General features: G+C 34.6%; 16 protein-coding genes and 1 pseudogene. 4 read left to right on the forward strand and 13 right to left on the reverse strand.

Features of this window, described 5'->3' with window-relative positions:
* The first annotated feature begins 9 nt into the window (after nucleotides 1-9).
* Complete coding sequence (locus tag ACE38P_RS04455) at nucleotides 10-327, forward strand: hypothetical protein (protein ID WP_010402415.1); 318 nt, start codon at nucleotides 10-12, stop codon at nucleotides 325-327.
* Here the strand turns inward: ACE38P_RS04455 and ACE38P_RS04460 are convergent.
* Nucleotides 324-1598, reverse strand: coding sequence for a M16 family metallopeptidase (locus ACE38P_RS04460; protein WP_010402417.1), 1275 nt, complete (start codon nucleotides 1596-1598; stop codon nucleotides 324-326). The two genes, ACE38P_RS04455 and ACE38P_RS04460, sit on opposite strands and share 4 nt — an antisense overlap.
* 1 nt (nucleotide 1599) lies before the next feature.
* A complete protein-coding gene (locus ACE38P_RS04465; protein ID WP_007302021.1) occupies nucleotides 1600-2208 on the reverse strand; it encodes a superoxide dismutase in 609 nt (202 codons plus the stop codon).
* Nucleotides 2209-2343: 135 nt separating this feature from the next.
* On the opposite strand from ACE38P_RS04465, the gene ACE38P_RS04470 reads away from it, so the two are divergent.
* Both ACE38P_RS04470 and tnpC read left to right on the forward strand, forming a co-directional pair.
* Entirely contained in the window at nucleotides 2344-2874 is a 531-nt protein-coding gene (locus ACE38P_RS04470) for a hypothetical protein (RefSeq protein WP_374699582.1), read from the forward strand.
* A 304-nt stretch (nucleotides 2875-3178) separates the two neighbouring features.
* Nucleotides 3179-4561, forward strand: a complete 1383-nt coding sequence (gene tnpC / locus ACE38P_RS04475; RefSeq protein WP_374699286.1) for an IS66 family transposase — start codon at nucleotides 3179-3181, stop codon at nucleotides 4559-4561.
* A gap of 288 nt (nucleotides 4562-4849) precedes the next feature.
* Here tnpC and ACE38P_RS04480 read toward each other — a convergent pair whose 3' ends face one another.
* The 9 genes from ACE38P_RS04480 to ACE38P_RS04520 all read right to left on the reverse strand — a co-directional run bounded on the left by ACE38P_RS04480 (nucleotide 4850) and on the right by ACE38P_RS04520 (nucleotide 20808).
* Nucleotides 4850-4996, reverse strand: coding sequence for a hypothetical protein (locus ACE38P_RS04480; protein WP_164819305.1), 147 nt, complete (start codon nucleotides 4994-4996; stop codon nucleotides 4850-4852).
* Nucleotides 4997-5083: 87 nt separating this feature from the next.
* A complete protein-coding gene (gene rsmD, locus ACE38P_RS04485; protein WP_264375818.1) occupies nucleotides 5084-5632 on the reverse strand; it encodes a 16S rRNA (guanine(966)-N(2))-methyltransferase RsmD in 549 nt (182 codons plus the stop codon).
* A 104-nt stretch (nucleotides 5633-5736) separates the two neighbouring features.
* Nucleotides 5737-6366, reverse strand: a complete 630-nt coding sequence (locus tag ACE38P_RS04490; RefSeq protein WP_019236666.1) for a hypothetical protein — start codon at nucleotides 6364-6366, stop codon at nucleotides 5737-5739.
* Nucleotides 6350-10033: a type IV secretion system protein gene (locus ACE38P_RS04495; RefSeq protein ID WP_374699583.1), complete on the reverse strand. Its 3684-nt coding sequence runs from the start codon at nucleotides 10031-10033 to the stop codon at nucleotides 6350-6352. Before ACE38P_RS04495 ends, ACE38P_RS04490 begins: the two co-directional genes overlap by 17 nt.
* 81 nt (nucleotides 10034-10114) lie before the next feature.
* Complete coding sequence (locus ACE38P_RS04500) at nucleotides 10115-13021, reverse strand: type IV secretion system protein (protein WP_374699584.1); 2907 nt, start codon at nucleotides 13019-13021, stop codon at nucleotides 10115-10117.
* Complete coding sequence (locus tag ACE38P_RS04505) at nucleotides 13018-15522, reverse strand: type IV secretion system protein (protein WP_374699585.1); 2505 nt, start codon at nucleotides 15520-15522, stop codon at nucleotides 13018-13020. Before ACE38P_RS04505 ends, ACE38P_RS04500 begins: the two co-directional genes overlap by 4 nt.
* Before the next feature lie 17 nt (nucleotides 15523-15539).
* The gene (locus ACE38P_RS04510; RefSeq protein ID WP_374699586.1) at nucleotides 15540-18104 is read right to left on the reverse strand and encodes a type IV secretion system protein; all 2565 of its coding nucleotides are present in this window, start codon (nucleotides 18102-18104) and stop codon (nucleotides 15540-15542) included.
* Nucleotides 18097-20502 (reverse strand): VirB4 family type IV secretion/conjugal transfer ATPase, encoded by a 2406-nt coding sequence (locus tag ACE38P_RS04515; RefSeq protein ID WP_010402460.1) that lies wholly within the window; start codon nucleotides 20500-20502, stop codon nucleotides 18097-18099. Before ACE38P_RS04515 ends, ACE38P_RS04510 begins: the two co-directional genes overlap by 8 nt.
* Before the next feature lie 9 nt (nucleotides 20503-20511).
* Entirely contained in the window at nucleotides 20512-20808 is a 297-nt protein-coding gene (locus tag ACE38P_RS04520; RefSeq protein ID WP_006015054.1) for a type IV secretion system protein VirB3, read from the reverse strand.
* Between the two features lie 64 nt (nucleotides 20809-20872).
* Here ACE38P_RS04520 and ACE38P_RS04525 point away from each other — a divergent pair, with 64 nt between their 5' ends.
* Nucleotides 20873-22450, forward strand: a complete 1578-nt coding sequence (locus ACE38P_RS04525) for a lysine--tRNA ligase (RefSeq protein ID WP_374699587.1) — start codon at nucleotides 20873-20875, stop codon at nucleotides 22448-22450.
* Nucleotides 22451-22798: 348 nt separating this feature from the next.
* Here ACE38P_RS04525 and ACE38P_RS04530 read toward each other — a convergent pair.
* Nucleotides 22799-22966: pseudogene (locus ACE38P_RS04530) on the reverse strand (IS630 family transposase); the annotation flags it as partial.
* Between the two features lie 6 nt (nucleotides 22967-22972).
* Nucleotides 22973-24430 carry an IS4 family transposase gene (locus ACE38P_RS04535; protein WP_374699293.1) on the reverse strand — a complete coding sequence of 486 codons (1458 nt, stop codon included), beginning with the start codon at nucleotides 24428-24430 and terminating at the stop codon, nucleotides 22973-22975.
* Nucleotides 24431-24463: the final 33 nt, after the last annotated feature.

Below are 24463 nucleotides of genomic sequence, written 5' to 3' on the forward strand. Positions count from 1 at the left end.
GAGGCATTTATGGTTAAAAATAAAGAAAAACATCAAATAGCGTTTTGCGTTTCAGCCTTTACACTCTTAGCTGGTTTATCATTAATCGCAACTGGAATTGCAGTGGGTACCGTACCTGCTATAGCTTCTTGTTTAGTGATAGGAGGAATTTTAACTGCCTTGTCTATTGTGCAATCAGTAGAAAGCTATTTATTTTTACAAAACAGCGAAAAAACTTTCAATAAAATGATTAGTGGTATATGCGATGAACCAGAAAGCAAACTTTTTATAGAAAGGATTTTGCAACCATTCATTGAACTTTTTAGTGAGCATAAGCAACATAATTAAAGTACACTAAGCATAGAAACCACTTTATCGTAACTTGGCAATGAATTAATTTCTCCAATCGCAGCTAAAGTAATTCTTTCATGCTGAGATAGCAATTCTTCTGCTGCTTTTTTTATATCGTAAATAGTAACAGCACTAATTTTTTCTATTAATTCGTTTTTACTGATGTATTTATTATAGTTACCGTAGTAGTGTCCTAACGTTTCAGCACGCGAGCTAACACTTTCGCGTGACATTAAAATTTGAGATTTTACTCGTTCTTTTACTCTATTTACTTCTTCTTCCTTTAAATCATCTGTAGACAATTTCTTCAACTCTGTCGTTATAGCTTTCAAAAGCTTATCTAGATTACTGCTATCTGTACCAGCAAAAATCGAAAGCATTCCTGTATCAGCATAGCTAGAGTTGAATGAGTAAATGGAATAAGCAAGCCCCTGCTTTTCTCTTACTTCCTGAAACAGGCGTGATGACATGCCACTTCCCAGTATGGCATCAAGAACTTTGAATGTGTGATATCTATTATCATCACGAGAAACACTAGGTAGACCAATTAATAAATGTACTTGATCTAATTTACGATGTTCTAAATACTCACCACCGGTATAACTTGCATTCTCGCTTTTTTTCAGCTCTTTTGAATGAATCTTTGAGAGAAAGTCTTTGATTAATTGAACAACCTCCTCATGTTCAACATTTCCTGCAACAGCAAATATAATGTTCTCGCCAAAGTAATGCTCATTTATGTAGTTATCTAGATTAGCTCGAGTAAAAGATTTGACAGTATCTTGCGTACCCAAGATTGACCTACCAAATGGTTGATCTTTAAAAGCTGCTTCAAAATACTTATCAAAAATGATATCGCTCGGTGAATCATTAGTTTGAAAAATCTCTTGTATTACAACACCCTTTTCGCGTTCCAATTCATCCTCTGGAAATGTAGAATTCATTAATATATCTATTAATATATCAATGCCAGTCTTTATATCTTTTTTAAGAACCTTTGCGTAATAACTTGTACTTTCTCTACCGGTGCAAGCATTGAAAGCTCCACCTATGTCGTCAAAAGCTTTTGCAATTTCAAAAGCAGTTCTTGTCTTTGTTCCTTTGAAAGCCATGTGCTCTAGGAAATGAGATATTCCATTTTGACTTGCACTTTCAGCTCTACTGCCAACACCAACTCGTATATTTAAAGCTACGGAATCAACTTCATGCACTCGCTCAGTTATTATGCGCAGACCATTATCTAGTTTTGTTACTTGTGGTATATTCATCTTATATATTCTTCTTTAAATTCTCTTCTACAAAATCCCAATTGATCAAATGATCAAGAAAAACTTTTATGTAGTCAATTCTGCGATTTTGGCAATCCAAATAGTATGCATGCTCCCATACATCCATAGTAAGTAGTGGCACTTGGCCATAAATTAGCGGTAGATCCGCATTTGGAGTTTTAGTGATTTTGAGTTTTCCTTTTTCAAGCACTAACCACACCCATCCACTACCAAATTGGCTTACTCCATAATTTGAAAATTCTTCACAAAATTTGTCAAAGCCACCGATATCATCTTGAATTTTTTTTGCTAGAAGACCATCATCTTTAGGTTTACCACCACCATTTTTTTTCATTGAATTCCAATAAAAAGTGTGATTCCAAACTTGTGCTACATTGTTAAAAATAGGAACTGTATTATTATTTCCATGAACTTTCGTTACTAATTCCTCAATTTCCATATGTTGATAATCTGTGTTTTCAACCAGTTCGTTGAGTTTATTTAAATATCCCTTATGGTGCTTATCATAATGAAAATTCAATGTATTTGCAGATATGTAAGGTTCTAAAGCTGCCTTATCATATGGCAGCTCAGGTAAAGTAAAACTCATGCTGACCTCTTTATTTTCGATGGTATGGTAATATGTGCTTTTGCGCAACAGATAATTTAGTTAGGTAGTGATTGCATTTATTCTAAAACAAGCGATATTAGTAAGATAATTATGTTTTTATTTTAGAGGGGTAATATGTTAAATTTATATGATAATTTTAAGAAATATGCTAAGTTTGGAGATGTTCCTACCAAAAGTGTTGGATGTAACAAAATTCCACAAAATAGTTTCTATAAATCCGTTTACCTTATCAACAGTGTTGTTGGGCCAGTGAAAAATGTAGCTCTTGGTAGTTACCAAAATCCTTCTATGATTCAGACTACTACTTTTGCGTTAGCTAGTGTAATTCTGCAACCTTTATATCTAGCATTGGCGTATTTGTCATACTGGCCGGCAAAAGGATTAGCGAAAGTAGTAGATAGTTTTGATCTTAAGCGTAACACAAAATCGTTCATAGATTATTCATCCATGTTGTCACGTAAGACATGGGACCATAGTAGGGCATTATCTAAATTTGTTAACACAGTTTTGAGTTATGTTGTTAGTGCTGTTATTTGGGCTGCTGCGCTCGTTGTTACGCCACTCGTTTGGACTATTGATAAAGTGGCAAGTAAATTTAGTGATGCAAAAAGTGAAGGTGTTGGTAGTCCTTCTTTGTCAAAATAGATAGCCTACCAAGTGCATGTGAAACCATTGTATCTGTGTGGCAAAATAAAGTAGACGAGATAAAGACACCTATAGAAGCAAGAGGATGTCATGCAAGTAGCTGACACTGGAATCCCGATACAATGTTGAACACTTTTTTTTGCCTTTCGAGAGTAAGTTCTTTCAATCGAAACACTATATGTACGTTATCATCGTCAATTTCAATGCGTTGAACTAACTTTCTTAGTGTCCGTTCAGCAGAGCGGCAAAATAAGGTAGACAAAGCAAGATAATAAAGATAATCATAGGGTAAATATGAGGTAATATGGTAAACCTTTTAGAACTCTGCAAAAATTTACAGCAAAAAATAGAAAAGTTAGAAGCAAAAATAGAAAGATTGGAAAGAGAGAATGAAAGTTTAAAAGCAGAGCATGAGGCTTTAAAGATAGAGAACGCTGAATTAAAGGAAAGGCTAGGTTTAAATTCAAAAAACTCATCAATTCCCAATTCAAAAGAATTATACAAAATGAAAAAGGAAAAGCCAAAAAGCGAAAGAAAGATTGGTGGTCAAGTTGGGCATAAGGGTAATTATCGTGCTAAAATGGAAGCAGATGAGGTGATAAAGATAGAGTTGTCACCTACTTGCGAATGCGGAGGGAAGATTGCAATATGCGAAAAACCTTATATTCATCAGAAAGTAGATCTTCCGGAGATTAAGGCTTATGTAATGGAATATCAGTTGGAACATGGCCGTTGTCAGAGATGCGGAAAAAGAAGAAGTAGCAAGTTACCAGAGGGTGTTACGCCAGATACATTTGGCCCAAGGGTTAAGTCAGTAGTTGCAGCACTCAGTGGGTTTTATAAAAATTCAAAGCGCGAAGTAGCTAGCATCATAAATGATATCTTCAATTTGAACATAAGCGTCGGTAGCATATCAAATAGTGAACATAGAGTTGCTTCAAAATGCAAAAAAATGTATGAGCAGATCGAACAAGAGATAAGTAGGAGTAAAGTTCTACATATTGATGAAACGAGCCATTATAACAAAGGTAAACTCGCTTGGTGTTGGATGTTTGCAAGCAATACGGCAAGTTTTGTGAAGTTGACAGAGTCAAGGGGAATGAAAGTTTTAAAAAATAGTGTATGCTGCAATCGTAATAGCTTGGTAGTAACCGACAGATATGCAGCATACAACTACTTTGCTGATGAAAGAAGGCAAATCTGTTGGGCACACTTAGCAAGGGATTTTGAAAGATTAGCGCATAGTTGGAAATTTGAAGTTAAAGTTCTGGGCTGTTACTTGAGAAATGTAGCCACTGAGTTATTTGCACTGAAAAAAGCTTTACTAAAAAATGAGATAGATGTTTCAAGATTTATTAGACGTGCCAAGAAATTGCGAAAACGTACAAGGTATTATTTGAAGGAAATATCTCGCTTACCTGAAGCAATTGGAGCGTCTCGAGTTGCAAAGAATATTTTGAAATCTGAAAGAATGATGTGGAAATTTTTAGATGACCCAGAAAATACTCCGCTGACAAATAATCACGCTGAACGGCAAATACGGCATTATGTCGTTTATCGCAAAAATTCATATTTTACACAATCAGAACGAGGAAACTCATTCCTTGAGCAAATAATTTCGTTATACTTAACATGGAAACAGAGGAGGCTAAACCCTTTTCACAATCTTCTATCTATCGTTTCTTAAACCACTCTGCTGAACGGATACCTTTCTTATTATATCAAGTTTAGTTTCATAGTCTGCTTGATTAAGCTCTCTCAGAGGAAAAACTTTCTACACTGTTTGTGATAAAATCTAATTCTCTCTGTAGCCTCTTTTCATCGATAGCTTCTTCCCTTTGATCTCTGATTCCTTTAACTCCTTTTCCATGCTCTCAACTTCTAAGTCATACTTTTCCTTCGTTATATGACCCCTTGCATATACATAAGCTAATTTTTCTATACCTTGTTCTATTTTACTTGCACGCTTTTCAAGTTAATCCTTTGCTTGCGTACTTTCATGTTTTACGAGTCTGAGCTGATATTCCTTAGTCATTGCCTCTGGTTCTTTGAGTACCATCTTCATTTCTTTCCATACTGCTTCTTCTAGTATATCAACTCGTATTGATTTGCTGTTACACACCCTATTCCCACCAAAACGAATTGATTTTTTCTTTCAGTCCTCGGAAAAATCTTACTTAGCTTAGCTATAGATGTTTACAAAAGAAATTCAAGTGAGTGAAGAAAGAAAAATTATTTTTGCAATACCGTAGGTACGCTCCACAATTATATTGAAGTTTTTATTGCACTCAAAACCTTCATTTTTCCTCATTTCTAGAATTATTAACGCATTATCATTTAACCAGCCTGAGTGAGCTAACTCGTCTAAAGTTGAGTTAACCAGATTGATATTATAAGGTGGATCCATAAAAACTATATCGCACTTTGAAATAGGTCTTGGTAATCCGTTAGCATTGCAACAAATTAACGTGATATCGCTCGTAATTCCAAAATCTTCTGCTGTTTTTTTAGGCAGTTGCAAATTGTAATAATCTGAATCTACCATGAATGCATGTTTAGCACCTCGAGAAAGTGCTTCAAATGAAAAAGAGCCACTTCCGCAGAATAAATCAAGTACATTTAGGTTATAAATAGGTTTTCTTGAAGAAAGTATACTAAATATTGCTTCTCGGACACTACTCATAGTGGGCCGTGCAGCTAAATTCTTGCCTGTAGTTATTTTTCTTCCACGATATTTACCCGCAATAACACGTAACATATAAAACAAGTTCGAAGTTAACTAATTATTTATAATACACATTTAATGTCAACATAGCTTCAGCAGTCTAATAGAAAGAAGGTTGCTTGTGGAGGAACGCAAGATCAATCGCTTTTCTTTGATTTATTTTCTATACTGATTGCACGACCAATCTCGTCTTGTAAATCATCATGGTTGTTTTTTTCATCATGACCCATCCCTTCAATTCTACTTTCTAACTCTAACTTAATTAAAGTATTGATTTTCTCTATACTATCGAGGAAATTGTGACACTCTTCATCACTATATTCCTCACCAGATGCTTTTTTTTCTATAAATAGACTTTTGAACCCTATTAGATCAGAACTCTGATCGGCATTCAACACAATATTTCTCTCTATAAAACTAAGATCTGATAGTAACAAACTAACCTCTAATAGATCTTCACTTTCAATGTTTGCAAGATTATCAAGATCGTCTAAAATAGAGAACATCTTAAGCTCCTTCTGTGCAATTTCTTTGTCTTCTTTGTCAAATTCTGACGATAGCCCTTTATCATCTATAAGTCTCTCATTCAGAGCTTTATTTAGCTTTGAAAGACTAACATCACCTTGCTTAGTGCTATCTAGTAACAAATCTACCCTCGCTCTGCGCGCATTTAAAACATCATTGTAATCGTTTAACTTGATATTACCATCTTCGTCTTGCTGAAGACCATAATAACTTAGTCCTTTAAAATTAAGATTCCTCGTCATTATCACCTCTGCTATCAGCTCTTTCACTACCCTCACGTTCTCTGTCTTCTCCAAAAAGTGATGAGGTATCATAACTTTTGTCTTCCTGATCTCTTTCTTCTTTTTTTCTAGCTCTCTCAGCACGTTTTTCTATCGCTTCTGGAGTATTCATCTCAAAAAGTGATAAAGGACTGTAAACCTCATTTTGCTTTCTTCTTCCTTCTCTTTCAGTACGCTTTTCCATACCTTCAAAAACAGACCCAAAATCATCAACATCATTCTGATCTCTTTCTTCTTTTTTTCTAGCTCTTTCGGCACGTCTTTCTATAGCTTCTGTAGTGTTTTTTAAATTTTCTGGTTCCGTGCCTAAATTTCGTGTCACTTCATTTGATTGATCAGGCTTATCTTCTTCTGTTGGCTGATCATGCTGTAGTTGATTAGGCTTGTCTTCTTGTTCTGTGCTTAGTTCTCGTACTACCTTATCTGGCTGACCTCCCCCTCGTAGTCGAAGAGGGTCGCCTTCTTCTAGTGGCTGATCATGGTTATCTCTTACTAGTTCCGTGCCTAACTCTCGTTCTACCTTATTTGATTGATCAGGATTGTCTTTTTCTGGTTCTCTCTTACGGCCGATAGTGTAATCATGAAGCTTCTCAAGAAATTCCCGTCTATATGTTTTTGCTCTATAGAGTAGATTATGCTGGTAACCATCCTTTTCTCCTGTAGCAGGGTTAATTCCTATAGAGTCGAGACCATGTTCCCAAGTAAACTTCATAGCATCTTCTATTGTATAGCCCAAATGTGATCCTACATATCCTTTATAATATTCTAAATATTTATCAATTCTTCTATGTGCAATATCTTCTTTATCAATTCCAAACGCCCTGTAGATTTTTTCCTCAAGCTTATCAACATCATTTTTAGGTGATGTTGCAAATTTTGTTGCTTCAATAGTAGCACCTACAAGCTTACGTGGCACATTAATAGCATATTTCAGCACACCCCCAACTCCTGGTATTCTACCTAGCAAATTAGCTGTACCTCCAGCTAATCTGTCCGGTACATGAGTAGCCCAATTACCTAAAGACTCTAGCCCTCCACCAATTTTATCTTGCATCTGTTGTTTTAATCCCTGCATTAAACCAGTCACAGGTGATGCTTGATACATACTAGATATATTGTAAACACCAAACCCACCACCGGCAATGCTTGAGCCCATCTGTTGTACAAACTCCTTCAAAGAAAACATCAAAAACGAAAGCAAGAACAATACAAAGATCTCTCCTGCGTTGATTAAATAACCTCTCTGTATGTCTTGCACCCTTTGGTAATCACTATTTTCTTTATAATTTTTGCAATCCTCACAATCTTTACATTTCTGACAGTATTCACTGTTGGGATCCTTATATAAATCATGAAGTTTCAGTATTCTACAACCTTGTTTTTTTATCGCACTCCGCACTAAAGATCTTATTTCATTAATTATTTCCCTATAACTATTGCATTTATTTATATCTTGACAGTAGCGTTTTATTATTTCACTAACATCACCTATCCTTTTCTCTATATTGTTGATCAGTAATATAATGTCAGCCCTCTCTGATGCATGAGATAAACTATTTGTTAAGCGTACTAGATCTTTTGCACTACAGCCATTACTAACTATCATATCACTTTCCGCAATATAGTGGTCTGCTGGATTATCTTTAGTTCCAGGAATTGGATTAAAGAAAGGATAATCTATATAACGAAAACCTTTATTAATGTAATCTGGTGGAAGAGGGATATATCCAGCGCCACCAGTAAACTTTACTGTACCACCTATTCTGCTTAGTTTTTCTATACCTTCTATATTCTTATCTACGTTCAATGGAGAAGCCTCTCCAATAGCATAAGGTACAAAAATTTGCCCTGGAGTCCAGCTAAAGTATTCTTTATCAATTATACAAAAACCACCAAATACCCATTTTGGAGCACATAACTTTATTTCAAGCCATTTATTATAGCACACAGTAAAGCCTAACTGTTTATAAAAGGTATTCATTATCATCGCAGCAAGTAATGACAGCAGGGTAAATATCATAATTGATTGCAAACAGAAACTAATACAGAATTTTATCCAACCCTCAAATAGACTTTTCAGTGGTGAAAATAAAATAGAGATTAGGAATAGCGGCATTATAGCTACAAGAAAAGCTATACCCATAAAACCAGAAAGGAATATTATGTAAGCATACATACACAGCAGGAAATATAAGACAATCCCTACAAAAATTGCCGGTATCATAAGGAGACTTGCCCACATTTGATAATGTAAAAATGCTGCAAACTTTTTCCAAACAGAGTAAGCAAAAAACTTATTAAACATATCCTCCATGAAGCTAAACAATTTAGCTTCATTTCCTTGAGCAACGTTTGAATTACCTCCGGTGTTCATGTTGGGAGCAAAATTAGTAATTATGCTTATCAATTGTTCAAGACCTTTAACAAATAAAACAAGAAAATGATCATAGAAAAATCTAAAACTTCCAGGAGATATAAGCACTATTACTAGAGTGATTTTCATCATTCTGATGAGCATATCATGCTTAGTTTCTCTTATCATTCCAAAAAGATAAAGAAGCGATGAAATCACTATAAATAGAACAAGCAAGGAAAGAACAAAATTGTGAAAGCTCGTACTTTTTTCAGCTATATTTTGAAATATCGCTTGTGCAGCTGCAGGATCATTGCTATCAAAATGCTTTTTACAATTTTCGTTAATCAATAATACACATTTTAGATAGTTATAAACGTAATCAAAAAATCCAAAGTTACTTGGTTTCTGCACTCCGCTCAAAAATTCAAAAGAGTAGCCACCTGCATTATCTAGATAATATCTATCTAATATCTTTACATATATTTTCCATCCTTTTTCTAACCTCACCGTATTACAATTCCTGTCCTGTAATATGGTGTTATCTCTGTCTAAAGTAAAAAGACCGCTCCCATTTTCTGCCATGGAGTTGTAACCTAGATGTACAGTAGGATATTGAGGATCGCGCATTAACTTTAGATTTTCGTTAGGATCACCTTTCCCCGTTTTAAACAAAAGATAAGCACCATGACCGTTGGTAAACCAACATGGAGCACCACGTGATACTGTATTTGCGCTATCATCTTCATTAATGCACTTGCACTTTACAGTGCAACTTGCTTTAGGCTTACTTGAAAATTTTTGTATGCTAGGTTTATAATCATTACAAACTAAGTGAAAGTCAGGCAGACTGTTGTCACCTTCCCCTCTTTCAAATTTGGTTGCATATTTTAACTGCTCCAAACTTTCCAAACTATAACTACTTTGAGATTTCTTCTTATTACTATTGCTCCAAGATGTCCATGCACCATCTACTCGTACTACTAAACTATCTCCATTGGTTTCAAGGCCGGTATCCTTCCACTTCACTACTTGATTAGGGTGAAAACCATAATTAATTTCTCCAGTATTAGGATCAATAATTTCTCTATCTTCTGGAACAAAAGCATCATGATCTCTTGAAAAATGAGCACCAATTGCAATGGGTTCAGGACCAAAATAATCAGCAGATATACATCTTGGAAAAGGCATATCATTCTTACTACAACCTGTAACCAGAACACAGATTACCAAAATTAATAACCTAAACCAACATTTGCCTAAGCGTGATTGCATACCTAAACTTTTTCCAATACAGAATAAATTTCTAAAACCTTACTTCAAATATCTTTTTAATTAGTTACTCCATATATCTCATCAATCTTCCTTGACTTGTCCTTTTGTTTTATCAGAATCCTTTTGCTTATCTGGCTGGCTTAGTGTTTCAGATTTGCTCATTTCTCTGCCAGCACTCCCTTTCCCATCTGCTTGCTTTGGTGTATCAGGCAATTTAGCTTCAATTTTGCTACGATCTTTACTCATTCCCTGCTTGATGTTATGTATCATATTTTGGGTTCTATCATCAAGGCCAACAGTTGACAGCATAGCTTGTGATGCGCTCCTAGAAATATGACTAACACTTTGAGCAACTCCATAACCAGAGCTGAACAACGCCTGCGCCATAGTTTCTGATATAGAAACAAAAGCTTCCATTGCACTAGCAATGATGAGATATATAAATGCCTGGATTAGATCTATAGGTAATGCTGCAAAGTGCCCACCAGCCCTTTCTCCAGTACTGAACGCAACATCAACACTAGTACCAGGACTATACCCAAGAGGTAATATTGATTTCATAAGACACAGATCATACGATAAAAAATTTACACTAATTAAGCATTGATAGCATGCAGAAAAATTTGTGAGGTTGTATAGAACTGAATACATTAACTGGTTTAAAAGAGACAAGGATGAAAATAAAATGACTGGTTGCAATGAAACATGAGCCAGCGTTTTTATCCAATTATCAAATAATGTTTTAGTTTGTTGAAATAGAATAAATACGATAAATAAAGGTGCTAATGACAATAAAAATGCCACTAAAACAGTAGATATTACATACTTAAACGTAGCACTAATAATGCATCTTAAAAACATAAAAGTAGCATAAAGTATTGCCAAAAATGCAATAAAGCCAAAAGGTCCTGATAGCATTAAAGACAAAAATTTCAGCCATGTTTCTCCTGTAAATAATACTCCCGCTGTTAAATCTAAGAATGCAAATTTTTTACCTCCTTCTCCTATATAGCCAGAAAAACTATCAACTAAATAAATGCTACCATCAACAAAAAGCCCAGACAAAGTTGTACCAAAGAATTCCCAACTTCTATCACTAAAAGCAAAAGCTATAAATGCTATTTTGAATATTCTTATAATAAAATCGAATTTACTTAATTGTATTGTTCCAAGCATATAGCCAACAACAGTAAATATAACGTATAGAATAAGCAAAGCTCTTATTCCTTGTAGAAGCCCCTTTCTATATCCTTCATATGGAATTTTAATTCCGTCTTCACCCCCGTCTGTTATGAAATCAAAAATCTTGTTTACAGTTGATGAAATAAAATCGTTTATTTTTCTTTTTAAAAATAAATTTACTGTGTATTTGTTATCTTCATAATATTTGCCTTCTTTGTCCGTAATATCATCTTTCTTTACGTTTTCTACATTAATACCAAAGTATATCTTTTTAGACTCTTTATCCTTTAAATGACTTCCATCTATTATGTAATAGTCTACATTATCCTCTGTTATTTTATCTAATTTCTTTACTTTTTTGAAATTATTAGTCTTTCGAGCAGATGGATCTTCTGGCGGGCTATCACCCAAGTACATATACAGTTTTTCACCACTATCGAAGTTACATGATCTAGTCACTGCAACATGATATCCACCTCTATGAAGAAAGTAATTGCCATTGCTTGCTATAGCAAGCATCACACTACTACCAGGTATTATATCTTTTTCATCTATTTTATAATCATGATTTAATTTCAAAGAAAAATGTTCAAAATTATCACCAATTTGCGAACACACATTATCCCCTTTTGCACCCTTTCTCTCTGGAAAACATTGAATACCTTTAGCAGTATTCTGATTATTAAGATCGCCAACTTTTGCAACAAGAGCCTCAGCCCAAGAAATATCTTCTCTGTCCTCTTTGAAGTTTAATTTAGAATTTGATATTAAATTAATGTCAATCTGCTTAGAATCCCTCTTATTTTCTTCAATCTCTTTTAGTTCATCCTCAATACGTTTAAGGTGAGAATACATGTCACATGTATTTCTTTTATCATACTTCTCATACCTTATAGAAGAGACGCAATTCTCCCCTATACCTTTTGCGTTGTAACATATATTTTGATAGTAACAATTAAGCTCATAAGAGCTGTACTTGCTTATCTCATTAAAATCACATTTTTTCCCATTACATAATTTATCCAGTCCTATTTTAGTTCGTCGTAAATCTAACAATGCACCATTTATCCATGAATTTTGAATATAATCCTTATTAAAATGTACCTTATTATCATATGGAGTGTAGCCATTACCAACTAGCACTCTTCTTTCTTCTATGTTCTCTTTATTAATCTTAGGAAATTCTACTTTAGTCCTCTTACCACTTTCTCCACAAAAGAACGTTCCTCCATTGAGCATGTCTTTTATTGTAGCTTTGTCTTTTTTATCATTTTCTTCAGCTCTATAGCAATTGTCATCAAAGCTGATACCTTTCCCTTCCGGATTGTCATAATTAATCGTTATCTCTCTGGGAACTAAGCTAAAGCTTAACTTATCACCAGGATTTGCTTTAATTCCAGTATCTACATAACGTCTATTGCTATAGAATTCATTATTTCCAAAGCCTATATCCCCACATATTTCTCGTTCATCAAGACTAGCATTATCAATTAACTTATTACTGTAATTTGGTATTAAATCATTAGCACAAAATACAGCGGGCACAAGTACTCTCTTTGGATTTTTCCCTTCTTTAAGAGGACAAAAATTTACTGACCCACCAAGAGTAAATTTGATTTTCTCATCCTTGCTAATTACTTGACCAGAATCAACCCAATGAATTTTAACTCCTTCGCCAGCTTCACGAACTGGAACATCTATACTGACACTAGTATTTCTGCTCTGCAGCCCAGGTTCAACACAATCCATTGTGCAGCCAGTAATTACAAGACATAGTATCAATAATAATGATTTTCTGCTCATCATTGATTTCCTGTGTTTGTCGGTATTTTAGGTGCTGATCTTTGAGCTGATTGTGGTATTTGAGGTCTTCGACTTGGTGTACCAGATTGCTGACCTGCTCTTCTTTGGATACTTTGTTCATCTAAACCTACTGTTCCCATTAAGCTTTGCTGATATTGCCTTCCTGGTTCGCTTGCCACATAAACACCAAACAACGAATCAGATATTGTTGAAGATGCCTCAACTAAAGCTTTCATAGCATGTCCCAAAATCACAAAAGCCATCATAGCGGTGATATTAGGTGCATGTTTGGAAGCATAACCATAAATAATACAAGGATTAAAAATCTTTAAGTTAAGATTAAGTATACATGTAGGGCAGACCTCAAAATTAAAGACCGAATACACAATATAATCCATAACCTGGCTTATTAATGATATAAAAATTAAAAGCACTACCGGATGAATTGCAAATCTTGCTAAATTTTTGACCCAATTGTGAAACATCTGTCTAGTATATCCAAATAGAAGGCAAATAATAAAAAGAGGCGCCAAGGAAAGCAATAATGCAACTATTGCTATAGATGTGATAAAAGAAAATAAGGCGTTAAACATCGATAAGCTCACTGTTATCAAACCCCAAATCACCAAGCAAAACGATACAATACCCAAAGGACCAGAGAATATAAGAGATACTATTAGTAACACTGAGTGTGCTGATAAAAACCTATTGAGCGGTAAATCAAGAAATTCGAAAACATTTGATGTTGTACCTCTGAAATTTGCTATTTCTATTAACTGTTTTGGAGCATTAACAAAAATAGAAAATGCATTGTTATAAAAAAAACTCCAACTGTTATCGTTCAGCAATTGGGTAATAACTCCTATCTTTACACATATAATTAAAAATTCATATGTAGAAGCATGAGACAATCCAAAAAAGTAATAAAGGGTATATAAAGTTATATATAACACTAATAACGACACTATTGTGGATCTGATAGTCTTTGTTCTATTTGACGCTACAAAACTTTGATAAAGAGACTTCACGGGACTAGATTCAGAGTGATTCCATTCTGAATTTTTATAACTGGAACCAAAAAATGCAATTTTTACTTTTTCATCAAAAAAATTATATATCGCACTAAAAGTTTTCGTAGGTGGCTCTTTAGTTGTGAGGTTAATGCTAAACTGACCTTCATTTTTGTAATCGCAACCATGGTCTCTTATTCCGTAATATATGGTGCCTATTTTGTCTTTTAGCTTTTCTTTTAAGCCTTCCATATATTGAGTATTATAAACTTTGCTAATGTCTATAGGTATATCTCCCTGAGTTTCACCAGGGTTATACTCAGGAGATTTACCAGAAACGCTTATATATAAGTTGTTTTTTAGACTATGGTTCTTCGTTACTCTTATATTGAAACCACCCTTGCCTTTAGTATTAAAGGTGAAAGTTAATTTCTCACCTTGGGGGTGATTTTTCTTTATTTCATAATCATAATTAGTACGTATATTGCCTCGCTCATGTTCAAGTTCTTCTTTCTCCATTGACACTACTAACGATGGAATATAAGTCTTTATCCTCTTCATTTTCTTTTTTCTTATATCATCCACAGCTCCCTTGGTATTTTTTTCTGTATTTACTTTATCCTTTTCACCATCTGAACTATCGCTGTGTCCTTTAGCTATGTTGCTATCATCTAACACTCCCATTATACCATCTACAGCCTTCTTGATAGCTTCTTCCTTACTTACTTTTCCAACAGCTAGTTCGTTGGCAAGATTTTTAGCTACATTACGTTTATTGCCATCTATAGTATTAGATTCAATTTGCACACAATCTTGACTGGCATAATAACATGTATTCTCACACGCAAGATTTAAAAGGTACGTATCTATCTCAACTTTCTGACTGCTTGAAAGCCTCCTGCAGTCTATATTTTCTCCTTGTTTTATAGAATTAATGATATTTTCAATCTCCTTTTCATCTTGATCAGATTTTACAAAACTTGGATTCCAGTATTCTTTTCCATTCAACCATTTTGCGTTACCTATGATATATTTATTAGGGCATATTTCACCTTGACAATTCTCTTGATTTAAAACATGTGCAAAATACTCCGTCTCTCCTTCACCGCAACTCTCGTCAATTTTTTTATAGGTGACCGTGCCATTATCGTTTTTACACATTTTACTTCCAACAACACTAAAGCTTATCGCATCGCCAGCTTTAAGCGCAAACGGTAATGTAACGTTTCTTACTCCAGGTTCAATTGCAAAATCTTTATATTGCGAACAAAAATTAACCTTATCAGGTATTATATTAATCTCTGTTACTTTTATTTTATCCGAAATATAGACTCCAGAATCAACCCATTTCTGCTCTGTTGACACTATATCCAATTTCTCACGCAAGCCTGATGAATCTTCTGGCTTAATACACCCGCACCCAGATAATAAAAAGAGTATCACAAAACTTATGCATAGCTTAACCAAGTTTTGGTTGCTCAAATGTTCAAACATCTGTTACTCACCTGCGCTCACTCTCCACCTGGTTTTATAGATTCACTAGAGGAAGATCCCGATCCCTTATTATCATCTCCACCTCCTCCAATAGCCCCTCTTGCCTTATTTACAGCCGCAGCAGCAACTTGACCAGCACCTCCAGCAGCAGCTTTGGCAGCAGATAAAGCTTTATTCACCATTTGTGCAGGAGTGCTACCTGAACCAAGTGCTGCCCTGTGATTACCAGCAAGCTCAGCAGCCATGCCGGGAAGAACGTTTAAAAAGTGGTAAAAGAGGAATAATACTAAACACAATTTTAATAATTCTCCGATTAGAGAGCTGCCAAACTCCATGTATGTAAAGTCGAATAGACCAAGTATGCTGCTCTTTTTAAAGCTATAATTTTGCATCATACATGCGAGAGTAGTTTCATTTTTATCACATTCCCCATCTTTCAATTTAAACCACTGTTTTTTCTTACTATATGAGATTTCTGCTTGTTTCTTTTCATATGACTTGTCTGGTTGTTCATTTTTATATGACTCGTCCAGTTTAAAATTTAAATTTTTAAAATAGATTTTATCACATGCTATGAACATAAAGGATAAAAACGCAAAAAGGATAACCGGGTATAAGCTATAGGTAATCAACTCTTTCACCCAGCCGTCAAAATATCCTTTGGTGTGTTGGAATAAAACCATAGGAATAAACAAAGGTGATAGAATAACAATTACACTTAAAGCAACTAGAGATAAAATAAATACATAGCACATCCACAAAATAACCATCATCAGCAAAATGGCCATAAATATACAGACAAGAGCTACTAAAATTTGTCCACCAGCGAAAATAATACCAATCACCGAACCTGCAACTAACAAGACAGGAGCAGCGCCAAGCAAAACCGCTAACGTTGCAACACCTCCAGTACCAATTTTGCCACCAATTCCATCTAAAGGGGCACCTAAATAAAATAAAATTCTGCAATCAAGCCTATCCCAAGGTGCAAGATAACTGTAGGATACCTTCTGCCCTGCACGATCGTATTCATAATCTTTACCTGCCTCATAATTACATATATTTTTACTCTCAGATGAAGCTTTAAGCACTATTTCTGATAAGCCGTTCGAAAGTTTTGTTAATTCCCCGTAATAATGAGACATAGTGCTACCTGTCGTAAAGTAAATCACTAAAGCGAATTTAATGATCAACATGTACATTTCTTGCGGACTACGCACTCCACCAGACATAACTTTTATAGAGAACAATATCAAAGCTAAAATTAAGATAGCAGTAACAGTGTTCTTCAGTCTTTTTTGTGCTACAGACAAAAAACTACCCTTAGCATGTCCATTTTTGTCTGTAAGTAAGTTACCACTTGAATCAATACCTGCCACTAAATTATCTAACGATTCCTTAATGCATTGCACTATCATAGAAGTTATAGGAATAGGAGATAATGACTTACTTCCCGCTTGATTGTAGCAAGCTTCAGAGACATACGAGCTAAAACAGCTTTTATTGTCATAACCTACAAAAATTTTTCCTTCTTTTTCTTTTTTCCTGATAAGAGCTTTATAATCGTCATCCCTGTTCCTTTCTTCACCACCTGTACCATCTTTATTTTTGAATAATATCACAGATTGTTCACACATAGGAGCAATCGGATCAGGTGGTAATTCCGTGCATCCTATATCAATTCCTTGCGGCCAAGCAGTTCCAGCTGCCCTAACTTCAGCCAATTCCACACATAACCTACCCATTTTTCTCACTGCCCTGAACGTTGATCCATATATGTCTTCGCTCTGTCCTGCTTTGAGAACTTTACATTTCAGCTCACCATCGACCGTCGGGGACCATGACCCATCTACATATCCAGTATCTTTTTCCCTTACATCAAAGTCTATGTATCCAGGTTTTTCTCTGGAATCAAAGTCTTTCTTGTTAAAAAGATTACCAAAAGTTAAAGGATTTCGATGACATATTTCTATATATTCACTGTATTGCACACCGTTTTTTGGCCAGTAGTAGTGTTCCCTATCAACATTCACAACATCCCAATCAGTAAAGTTTAAAATATCTTTCTCTGTTTGTTTTCCATCTTTTCCTGATCTTTTCTGTAATGCAGAAAAATATTCATCTTCTGTTCGATAATTTTTATCTGTATCACCACTATAACCTGTATCTTTTAGTTTAAAATTTTTATATCTCCCATCATTATCGTATGCAACTGGATGCCTAACAAAACTATGCTGACAAACAATAAGTCCCCCAACTGCCTTCCAGACTCCAACAATTGCAGCTATCATTCCAACGATAACAAGAGCAGTAAATAAACCAGCAGAAGAGACAATCAAAACAATACCAGTAAATATTGCACCAATAGCAATTGCTATCCCAGCAACTGCTGCAGATGTTTCAAACGCCTTACAGTCAGGATTAGAGGCATGGCTAAAGCTACCAGTAGAATTAAATCTGCTAACAAATTCCGTTTTGTCAGTACCACTTACTGTATCTGCAAACACTGGATACGAGAGCAAAAAATCTATATTTAACAAAAATATCGCAACTAACAGTAATGACAGTTTAGTTTTAAACATTTTTCACCTTTTGATAAAACACAGGCAACCACATCTTTGGATCATCTCCGACTTCTTTCAGTATATCATATAACAATAGAACACTTTCCGCACGTCCAGATAACACGTTGACCACATCATCCAAATCTTTCAGATCTATTCTAGCTACTACAGCATTAACTCCCTGCTTTACTAAAAAGAATCTAGTACTTGGATCTGTGTGTTTGATCAGTATGTACTCACGTTCAGTTAACATAAAAACATCTCGATAGACACTAGTAGCTTTCAGATTTGGCAAAAAAATTTGTGTTGCTGTCTGCTGTACAAGCGTATCACTAATAGCACTTTTACTTGCATCTTCAACACTCTGAGTAGCAAAAACTACAAAAGCATTTAACTTTCTCAGCACTTTCAACCAGTCTTTTATCTTAGGTGCAAAAACTGGATTATCTATTAACGCCCATGCTTCATCAAGAACAATAATAGATGGAGTGCCATCAAGCGATATACTAATCCTATGAAACAAATAAATCAAGACCGGCCCAAGAGCAACAGGATCTTTTAGCAAGCTAGCCATTTCAAAGCCAAACACTCTTGCTTTTGAAAAATCTAGCAAATCTTCTTTATTGTCAAATATTGCAGCATGAGAGCCATCATCATGCCACATAGATATTGCTCCAGCTAGAGTATCAGGACCCGCAAGTCCTAAAAATGGTACAAGATTTCTCAAAAATCTGTCTTCTTTTTTTAATTTAAAATTTCCCTCAATTGCATCATTAATTCTAGCAATATCTTCTGAAGTGAATTTATCGTTGTACACTAAAATTAAAGATTTTATCCATTCCATCAAAAATGTTTTATTATCAGGAGTATCGTCAAGTTGCAGAGGATTAAAATTTGTCTTAGTTCTTGGTTCTATTATAGTATAGATACCACCAAGTGCTCTTAAAAAAATTTCTGCACCGCGATCTTTATCAAAAAAGAATATTCTTGGAGAAAATTTCATTGCTTGAGCACATAAAAAATTCATTAAAACAGTTTTGCCAGCACCTGTTGGCCCAATTATCATAGTATGTCCAACATCCCTTATATGAAAGTTGAAGAAAAATGGAGTGCCAGATGTTGTATCAAAAACTGTAACAGCATCTCCCCAGTGGTTATTGAATTTTTTACCAGTAGGATAATTATGTTGAGATGCAAAACCGGCCAAATTAAGACTACTTATTGTACCTTTTCTTACTATATAATCAAAATTACCAGGAATTTGCGCCCAAAATGCTGGTTCTAGATTAACCCTCTCACGAACAGGATAAACACCACAATTAGAAAGCTCCGATTCAACCAATGATAAAGCATTGTCCAATGATTTAGGGCTTTTTTCTATACATAAGATAGTTAAATGGTGTTCACCAAACGCAATTTTACCACTCATTGCATCATCAAGCGCATGAGAAATTTCTGCTATTTGAGAAATAGCTTTATCTGCAGATTGTATCATACGATTTTGCTGTATCTGCATTTTCGCAATTGCCATTTGCCTATTTGTAAATTGAAAAGACTGCGTGATAATAAATTCATAAGGAAGTTGTAAAAAAGAATCAAGCATTCCTGCGGAAGTATTATTTCCATATTCTTTGATACTAACTATTCCAGCATATTTACTTTCATTATGAGTCACAACCTGTATCATCTTATGGCCAAAAAATAACCTATGAACTGGTAAGTATCTTGATATTTCAGTTTTTAGTGGAAAAAGCGTATTTGTAACAAAGCCACAATTTACAATTCTAGACAGAAACTCCATTATTTCACAAAACAGCCCGTTTGGAGTTTCTTTTACTCCAAGGACTTTAGGCGAATAATTCCTAAGGCTTGTTACTATACGATTTGTCGTTTCCTCTAAATCTTCATAGGTATCACGCATATCACTTTCCCAAGCATGTTTTGAAGTTACATGTCCAAATTTTTTCAGTAGATGTGATAAAAATTCTACTCCCTTTGTATCTGCCCTACGAATAATCGTAATGTATAAATCATTAATAAAAGATTGCCTAGTTGCGTGTTTTTCTCTCCATTTTAGATTTACATGGTTAGCAAAAAAATTTGGTAAACTCTGGTTTGCAAATTCATCAGAAAAGATATTCTTCTTACGCCTGATGGTATGAAAGTACAAACTAAATGCTGGAGATGAAATGCTTCTTAGCATCTGATTTCTGATATTATTTTGTATCACCAAGTCTTCATCATCGGCCGTTTCAAACGCAAAGCCATTTAATTTTATAAATTTAACTAACCAATTCTGCTTTGTTATCAAGGTTGTACTATTCCAATAGCAAGAATAAGGTATAAATTCGGCAGCGTGAACCTCTCTACTTAGAATAGATTTATTCTTTGATTGAATAGCTCTAAATCTCAACATTGCATAACATCAAGTAATGTCATAAGAATTGGCTCCATGATAAAACCGATTTAAACATTTGGAACATTTTCCCAACTTTACCATAAATAACTCAATAAACAACGGTTCCTTTGCAGAAGCTATATAGCCAAGTCCATGTATACCTGGTAACATCAGGAGAATTACTCTAAGATCATTTGTATTAATGAAAATTAGCATGCAAATTAGAACGTTTAATATTGCAAACATATAACTCACACCAAAGAGCATTGCAGGTCTTGTAAGACCTTTAAATAATTGATTCGTTTGTATGCTGCCAGTAGACATATCTTTAACCTTCTAATAAGAGCTCTAACACTAATACTACATCATTAATTAAAAATCTATTGAAATGAATAGCACTTTAGGTAAGATAATTAATTTAAATTCAATGATTATAAGCTGGCCATTTCAAGAAGCAGAAAAAATACTACAAGAATTCCCTAATAAAAAAGAGATAATATTTGAGACTGGTTATGGTCCATCGGGTTTACCACATATTGGTACTTTTGGGGAAGTTTTTCGTACCACAGTTATTGCAAACGCTCTAAAAAAAATAGCTCCTAGTATAAAAACCAAAATCATTGCAGTTTCCGACGATATGGATGGTTTGCGAAAAATACCAGATAATGTACCAAATCAGGAAATGCTAAGAGAGAATCTGAACAAGCCATTAACCATGATACCTGACCCATTTGGCACTCATGAGAGTTATGGTCATCACATGAATTCGTTGTTGTGTAAATTTCTTGATTTGTTTGGATTTGAATACGAATTTAGGAGTGCAACAGAGTGTTATAAATCTGGCGTTTACGATGAAAAACTTTTACTCCTGCTGAAAAATTATGATAAAGTGATGGAAGTAATGCTTCCATCATTTCGGGAAGAAAGGCAGCAGACTTACAGTCCATTCTTGCCGATATGCACAAAAACTTCCCAAGTTTTACAAGTTCCAGTAATTGAAACAAATACAGATAAAGGAACAATCACGTATGAAGACCCAAACGGGGAAAAAATAGAAGTTCCAGTGACAAAAGGAAAATGTAAACTGCAATGGAAACCTGATTGGGGGATGAGGTGGGCTGCATTCGGAGTTAATTACGAAGCTCATGGAAAGGATTTGACTCCATCTGCTGTGCTTTCAAGTCAAATATGTAAAATACTTGGAGAAAAGCCACCGCTTTTGTTTTGCTATGAGTTATTTCTTGATAAAGAAGGAAAGAAGATATCAAAATCAAAAGGAAATGGTATTTCAATTGAGGAGTGGCTAACTTATGCACCCACAGAGAGTTTAGCGTTATACATCTTTCAGAGTCCTAAAAAAGCTAAACGTTTATATTTTGATGTGATACCAAAATCAACTGATGAATATTTAGAGTTTGCTAAGCGTTACAATGAGAGTGAAGAAAAGGATGTAAATAGCCCTGTATGGCACATCCACCAGGGTAAAGTTCCAAACGTAGAAACTTCAGGCATAAATTTTTCGTTACTTTTAAACCTGGCAGCAGCTTGTAATGCTGAAAATAAAGAGATTCTTTGGGGTTTTATATCAACTTATGCACCAAACGTTACACCAGAAAGCAACAAAATGCTAGATAGGCTTTCGGATTTTGCAGTTAGGTATTATCACGACTTTATCAAGCCAACAAAAGCGTATAAAGCTTCAAACGAAAAAGAGAAAGAAGCGTTGCTAGATTTAAAGAACAACCTACATTCCCTGCCTATTACAGCCACTGCTGAAGAGATTCAATCTCAGGTTTTCTCCATCGGAAAAAAACATAATTACAATAACTTACGCGATTGGTTTCAGTTTTTGTATGAAACATTACTTGGACAAAAAACCGGTCCTAGAATGGGATCTTTTATCAAGCTTTATGGAATAGATAATACAATCTCTCTTATAGAAAGTGCTACTGAACGTACACTTTAGAGTTTACCTTCTTTCATTTGAGCCCTCTAGTTTTATTACTTGACAAACCTTCCCACTTTCCTTATTATACCAATAAAGGTGTTTATCCTTGTTTTTGGGCTCAACGACAAAATTCAGTAAAAAACTCAGATATTTATTGGCAAATTACATAAAATTATAGCAGCTTTTTTTATTTTTTCTACATTCAGCCAAATCGCGCTTGTTAGCACATTATCAATTTACATTATTAAAACTCGCTATACGGGGATTCTTTTGTCTTTTTTTATTTAGTAAATTTCTTAATATTTGTAGCTAAAGTAATTTTAGAGAGCCAGCGCGTGACCAACCTGGTCATACCAACTCCACTTACTAGACGAACAAATAAGGAATATTACAAACTTGTTTAACCGTAGCAGGGGAAAGACTAACAATAAAATTACATAAAACATCTTCAAGTAGACCGATAGTATCATAGATTTTGTTGCGTAAAATGTTCTGTTTTATATATTGCCAAAACCTCTCTACTGGGTTCAGTTCTCACTTTTACCCACAATTTTGAGAGGTCATGATGTGAAGCATAACTATGCTCTCCTTAAGATTTTCATAGCCCCGCCATAGAGTCATAGCCCCTGGTAAATTATCACTTTTTCTATTCATAAATCCACCTAATTTTCCTAACCAAATAATAGCTTGTTTTATGTTTGGAGGTTCTTCTGGCAATGTAGCTACTTTATGCTCACGTATGAAAAGGGCCTTCCACTCTTCGTTGCTTAAAATTTTAGTACAGGTTTCCATGGGATTTGATAAAGCGACTTTTGTTAAATATAAAATTTTAAATGCAATAATGCTCTTTATAGCAATTAATTTCTGTAGCCTTTCCTTTGTAGTTAAACGAGAGCTTTCTATTTTACATCCTGATTTTAAAACCCTGAAATACTCCTCAATTTTCCATCTTAGCTTATACCAATTTATCCTTTCTATAGCATCTAAAGTGCTATTAACTGGTACATTAGTCAGCAAAGTCCAATCAATAGCTTCCAATCCTTCAGGAGGATTTGTTTCTTTTGCACTTACCACATATACAGGGATTTTATCACTTATTTTATGCACTGTGTCTTTTGATCCATAAATTGAAGAAGATCTGATAGGTATATAGCCTTTCATATACTTAACTTCAATATTAGCTTTCCTTGATCTTTGGTTTCCACCTTTATTAACTTCTAGAGAAATTTTCTTCTTTACTGGCAGTTGAGTGATGCGTGTTTGCAAATCTGTTTTTCCAATTTCAGTACAGATAAATCTTCTATTAGTTCGATTACGGATTACATAAAAACTACCTAATGTCTCAGTGATCCATAAAAATTTGAAGATATCTGCCTCTCTATCACCAAGGGTAACAAGTTGTACATTTGCAGGAAGGTTGTTTATGCTTTCTTTGAGAGCTGTTATCCACTTATAACTTTCTTTTTCTTCTATGGAGGTACGGTATTTCCTGTTTGCTTTTTCTTGTGACGTTTCTTTTTCCCTAATAGAACGTGCCCAACATTGTTGAGAAGATAGACCTAAAGGCAATCCGTCTTTGCTGACTATTAAGGCACTGTGCAACAGTAAACCCATTTTATGCTTCGTATAAGCTTTAGAAATACTACCTAGCCTCTTAGTTTTTATATGAGAGTCAAAATCCAAATAACTTGTATCTTGAACTGAAAAAACAAACTGATTTCCTTTCATTCTCTCCATAGTTTCTTTGTAATGGGAAGAATAAATTTCCTTATCCTTAAGCTTTTCATTGCTAAATAATCTGTATGCACCCTTAGCTTCTTTCCATCCACTACAGCTTTGATTAATTGATCCAGACGCCTTACCCTCTATACAATAGCCTGTTTTAATAAGTCTCTTATTAAGTCTTGTATCTCCTAAATTAACGTGTTTTAACTCTCTTTCCAGCCATTTATCCCCTAAGCCATCAGTATATTGCACATTTGTACTTACTTCACTCATTTTAATCCCAAATTTATTTGGTATCCATTTTAC

Source organism: Wolbachia endosymbiont (group A) of Limnophora tigrina (assembly GCF_964263225.1).
GTDB lineage: Bacteria > Pseudomonadota > Alphaproteobacteria > Rickettsiales > Anaplasmataceae > Wolbachia.

Excerpts from the sequence above, each read along its gene's own strand:
- ACE38P_RS04455 (WP_010402415.1), top strand. The coding sequence starts at position 10 with ATGGTTAAAAATAAAGAAAAACATCAAATAGCGTTTTGCGTTTCAGCC.
- ACE38P_RS04460 (WP_010402417.1), bottom strand. The coding sequence starts at position 1,598 with ATGAATATACCACAAGTAACAAAACTAGATAATGGTCTGCGCATAATA.
- ACE38P_RS04465 (WP_007302021.1), bottom strand. The coding sequence starts at position 2,208 with ATGAGTTTTACTTTACCTGAGCTGCCATATGATAAGGCAGCTTTAGAA.
- ACE38P_RS04470 (WP_374699582.1), top strand. The coding sequence starts at position 2,344 with ATGTTAAATTTATATGATAATTTTAAGAAATATGCTAAGTTTGGAGAT.
- tnpC (WP_374699286.1), top strand. The coding sequence starts at position 3,179 with ATGGTAAACCTTTTAGAACTCTGCAAAAATTTACAGCAAAAAATAGAA.
- rsmD (WP_264375818.1), bottom strand. The coding sequence starts at position 5,632 with ATGTTACGTGTTATTGCGGGTAAATATCGTGGAAGAAAAATAACTACA.
- ACE38P_RS04490 (WP_019236666.1), bottom strand. The coding sequence starts at position 6,366 with ATGACGAGGAATCTTAATTTTAAAGGACTAAGTTATTATGGTCTTCAG.
- ACE38P_RS04495 (WP_374699583.1), bottom strand. The coding sequence starts at position 10,033 with ATGCAATCACGCTTAGGCAAATGTTGGTTTAGGTTATTAATTTTGGTA.
- ACE38P_RS04500 (WP_374699584.1), bottom strand. The coding sequence starts at position 13,021 with ATGATGAGCAGAAAATCATTATTATTGATACTATGTCTTGTAATTACT.
- ACE38P_RS04505 (WP_374699585.1), bottom strand. The coding sequence starts at position 15,522 with ATGTTTGAACATTTGAGCAACCAAAACTTGGTTAAGCTATGCATAAGT.
- ACE38P_RS04510 (WP_374699586.1), bottom strand. The coding sequence starts at position 18,104 with ATGTTTAAAACTAAACTGTCATTACTGTTAGTTGCGATATTTTTGTTA.
- ACE38P_RS04515 (WP_010402460.1), bottom strand. The coding sequence starts at position 20,502 with ATGTTGAGATTTAGAGCTATTCAATCAAAGAATAAATCTATTCTAAGT.
- ACE38P_RS04520 (WP_006015054.1), bottom strand. The coding sequence starts at position 20,808 with ATGTCTACTGGCAGCATACAAACGAATCAATTATTTAAAGGTCTTACA.
- ACE38P_RS04525 (WP_374699587.1), top strand. The coding sequence starts at position 20,873 with ATGAATAGCACTTTAGGTAAGATAATTAATTTAAATTCAATGATTATA.
- ACE38P_RS04535 (WP_374699293.1), bottom strand. The coding sequence starts at position 24,430 with ATGAGTGAAGTAAGTACAAATGTGCAATATACTGATGGCTTAGGGGAT.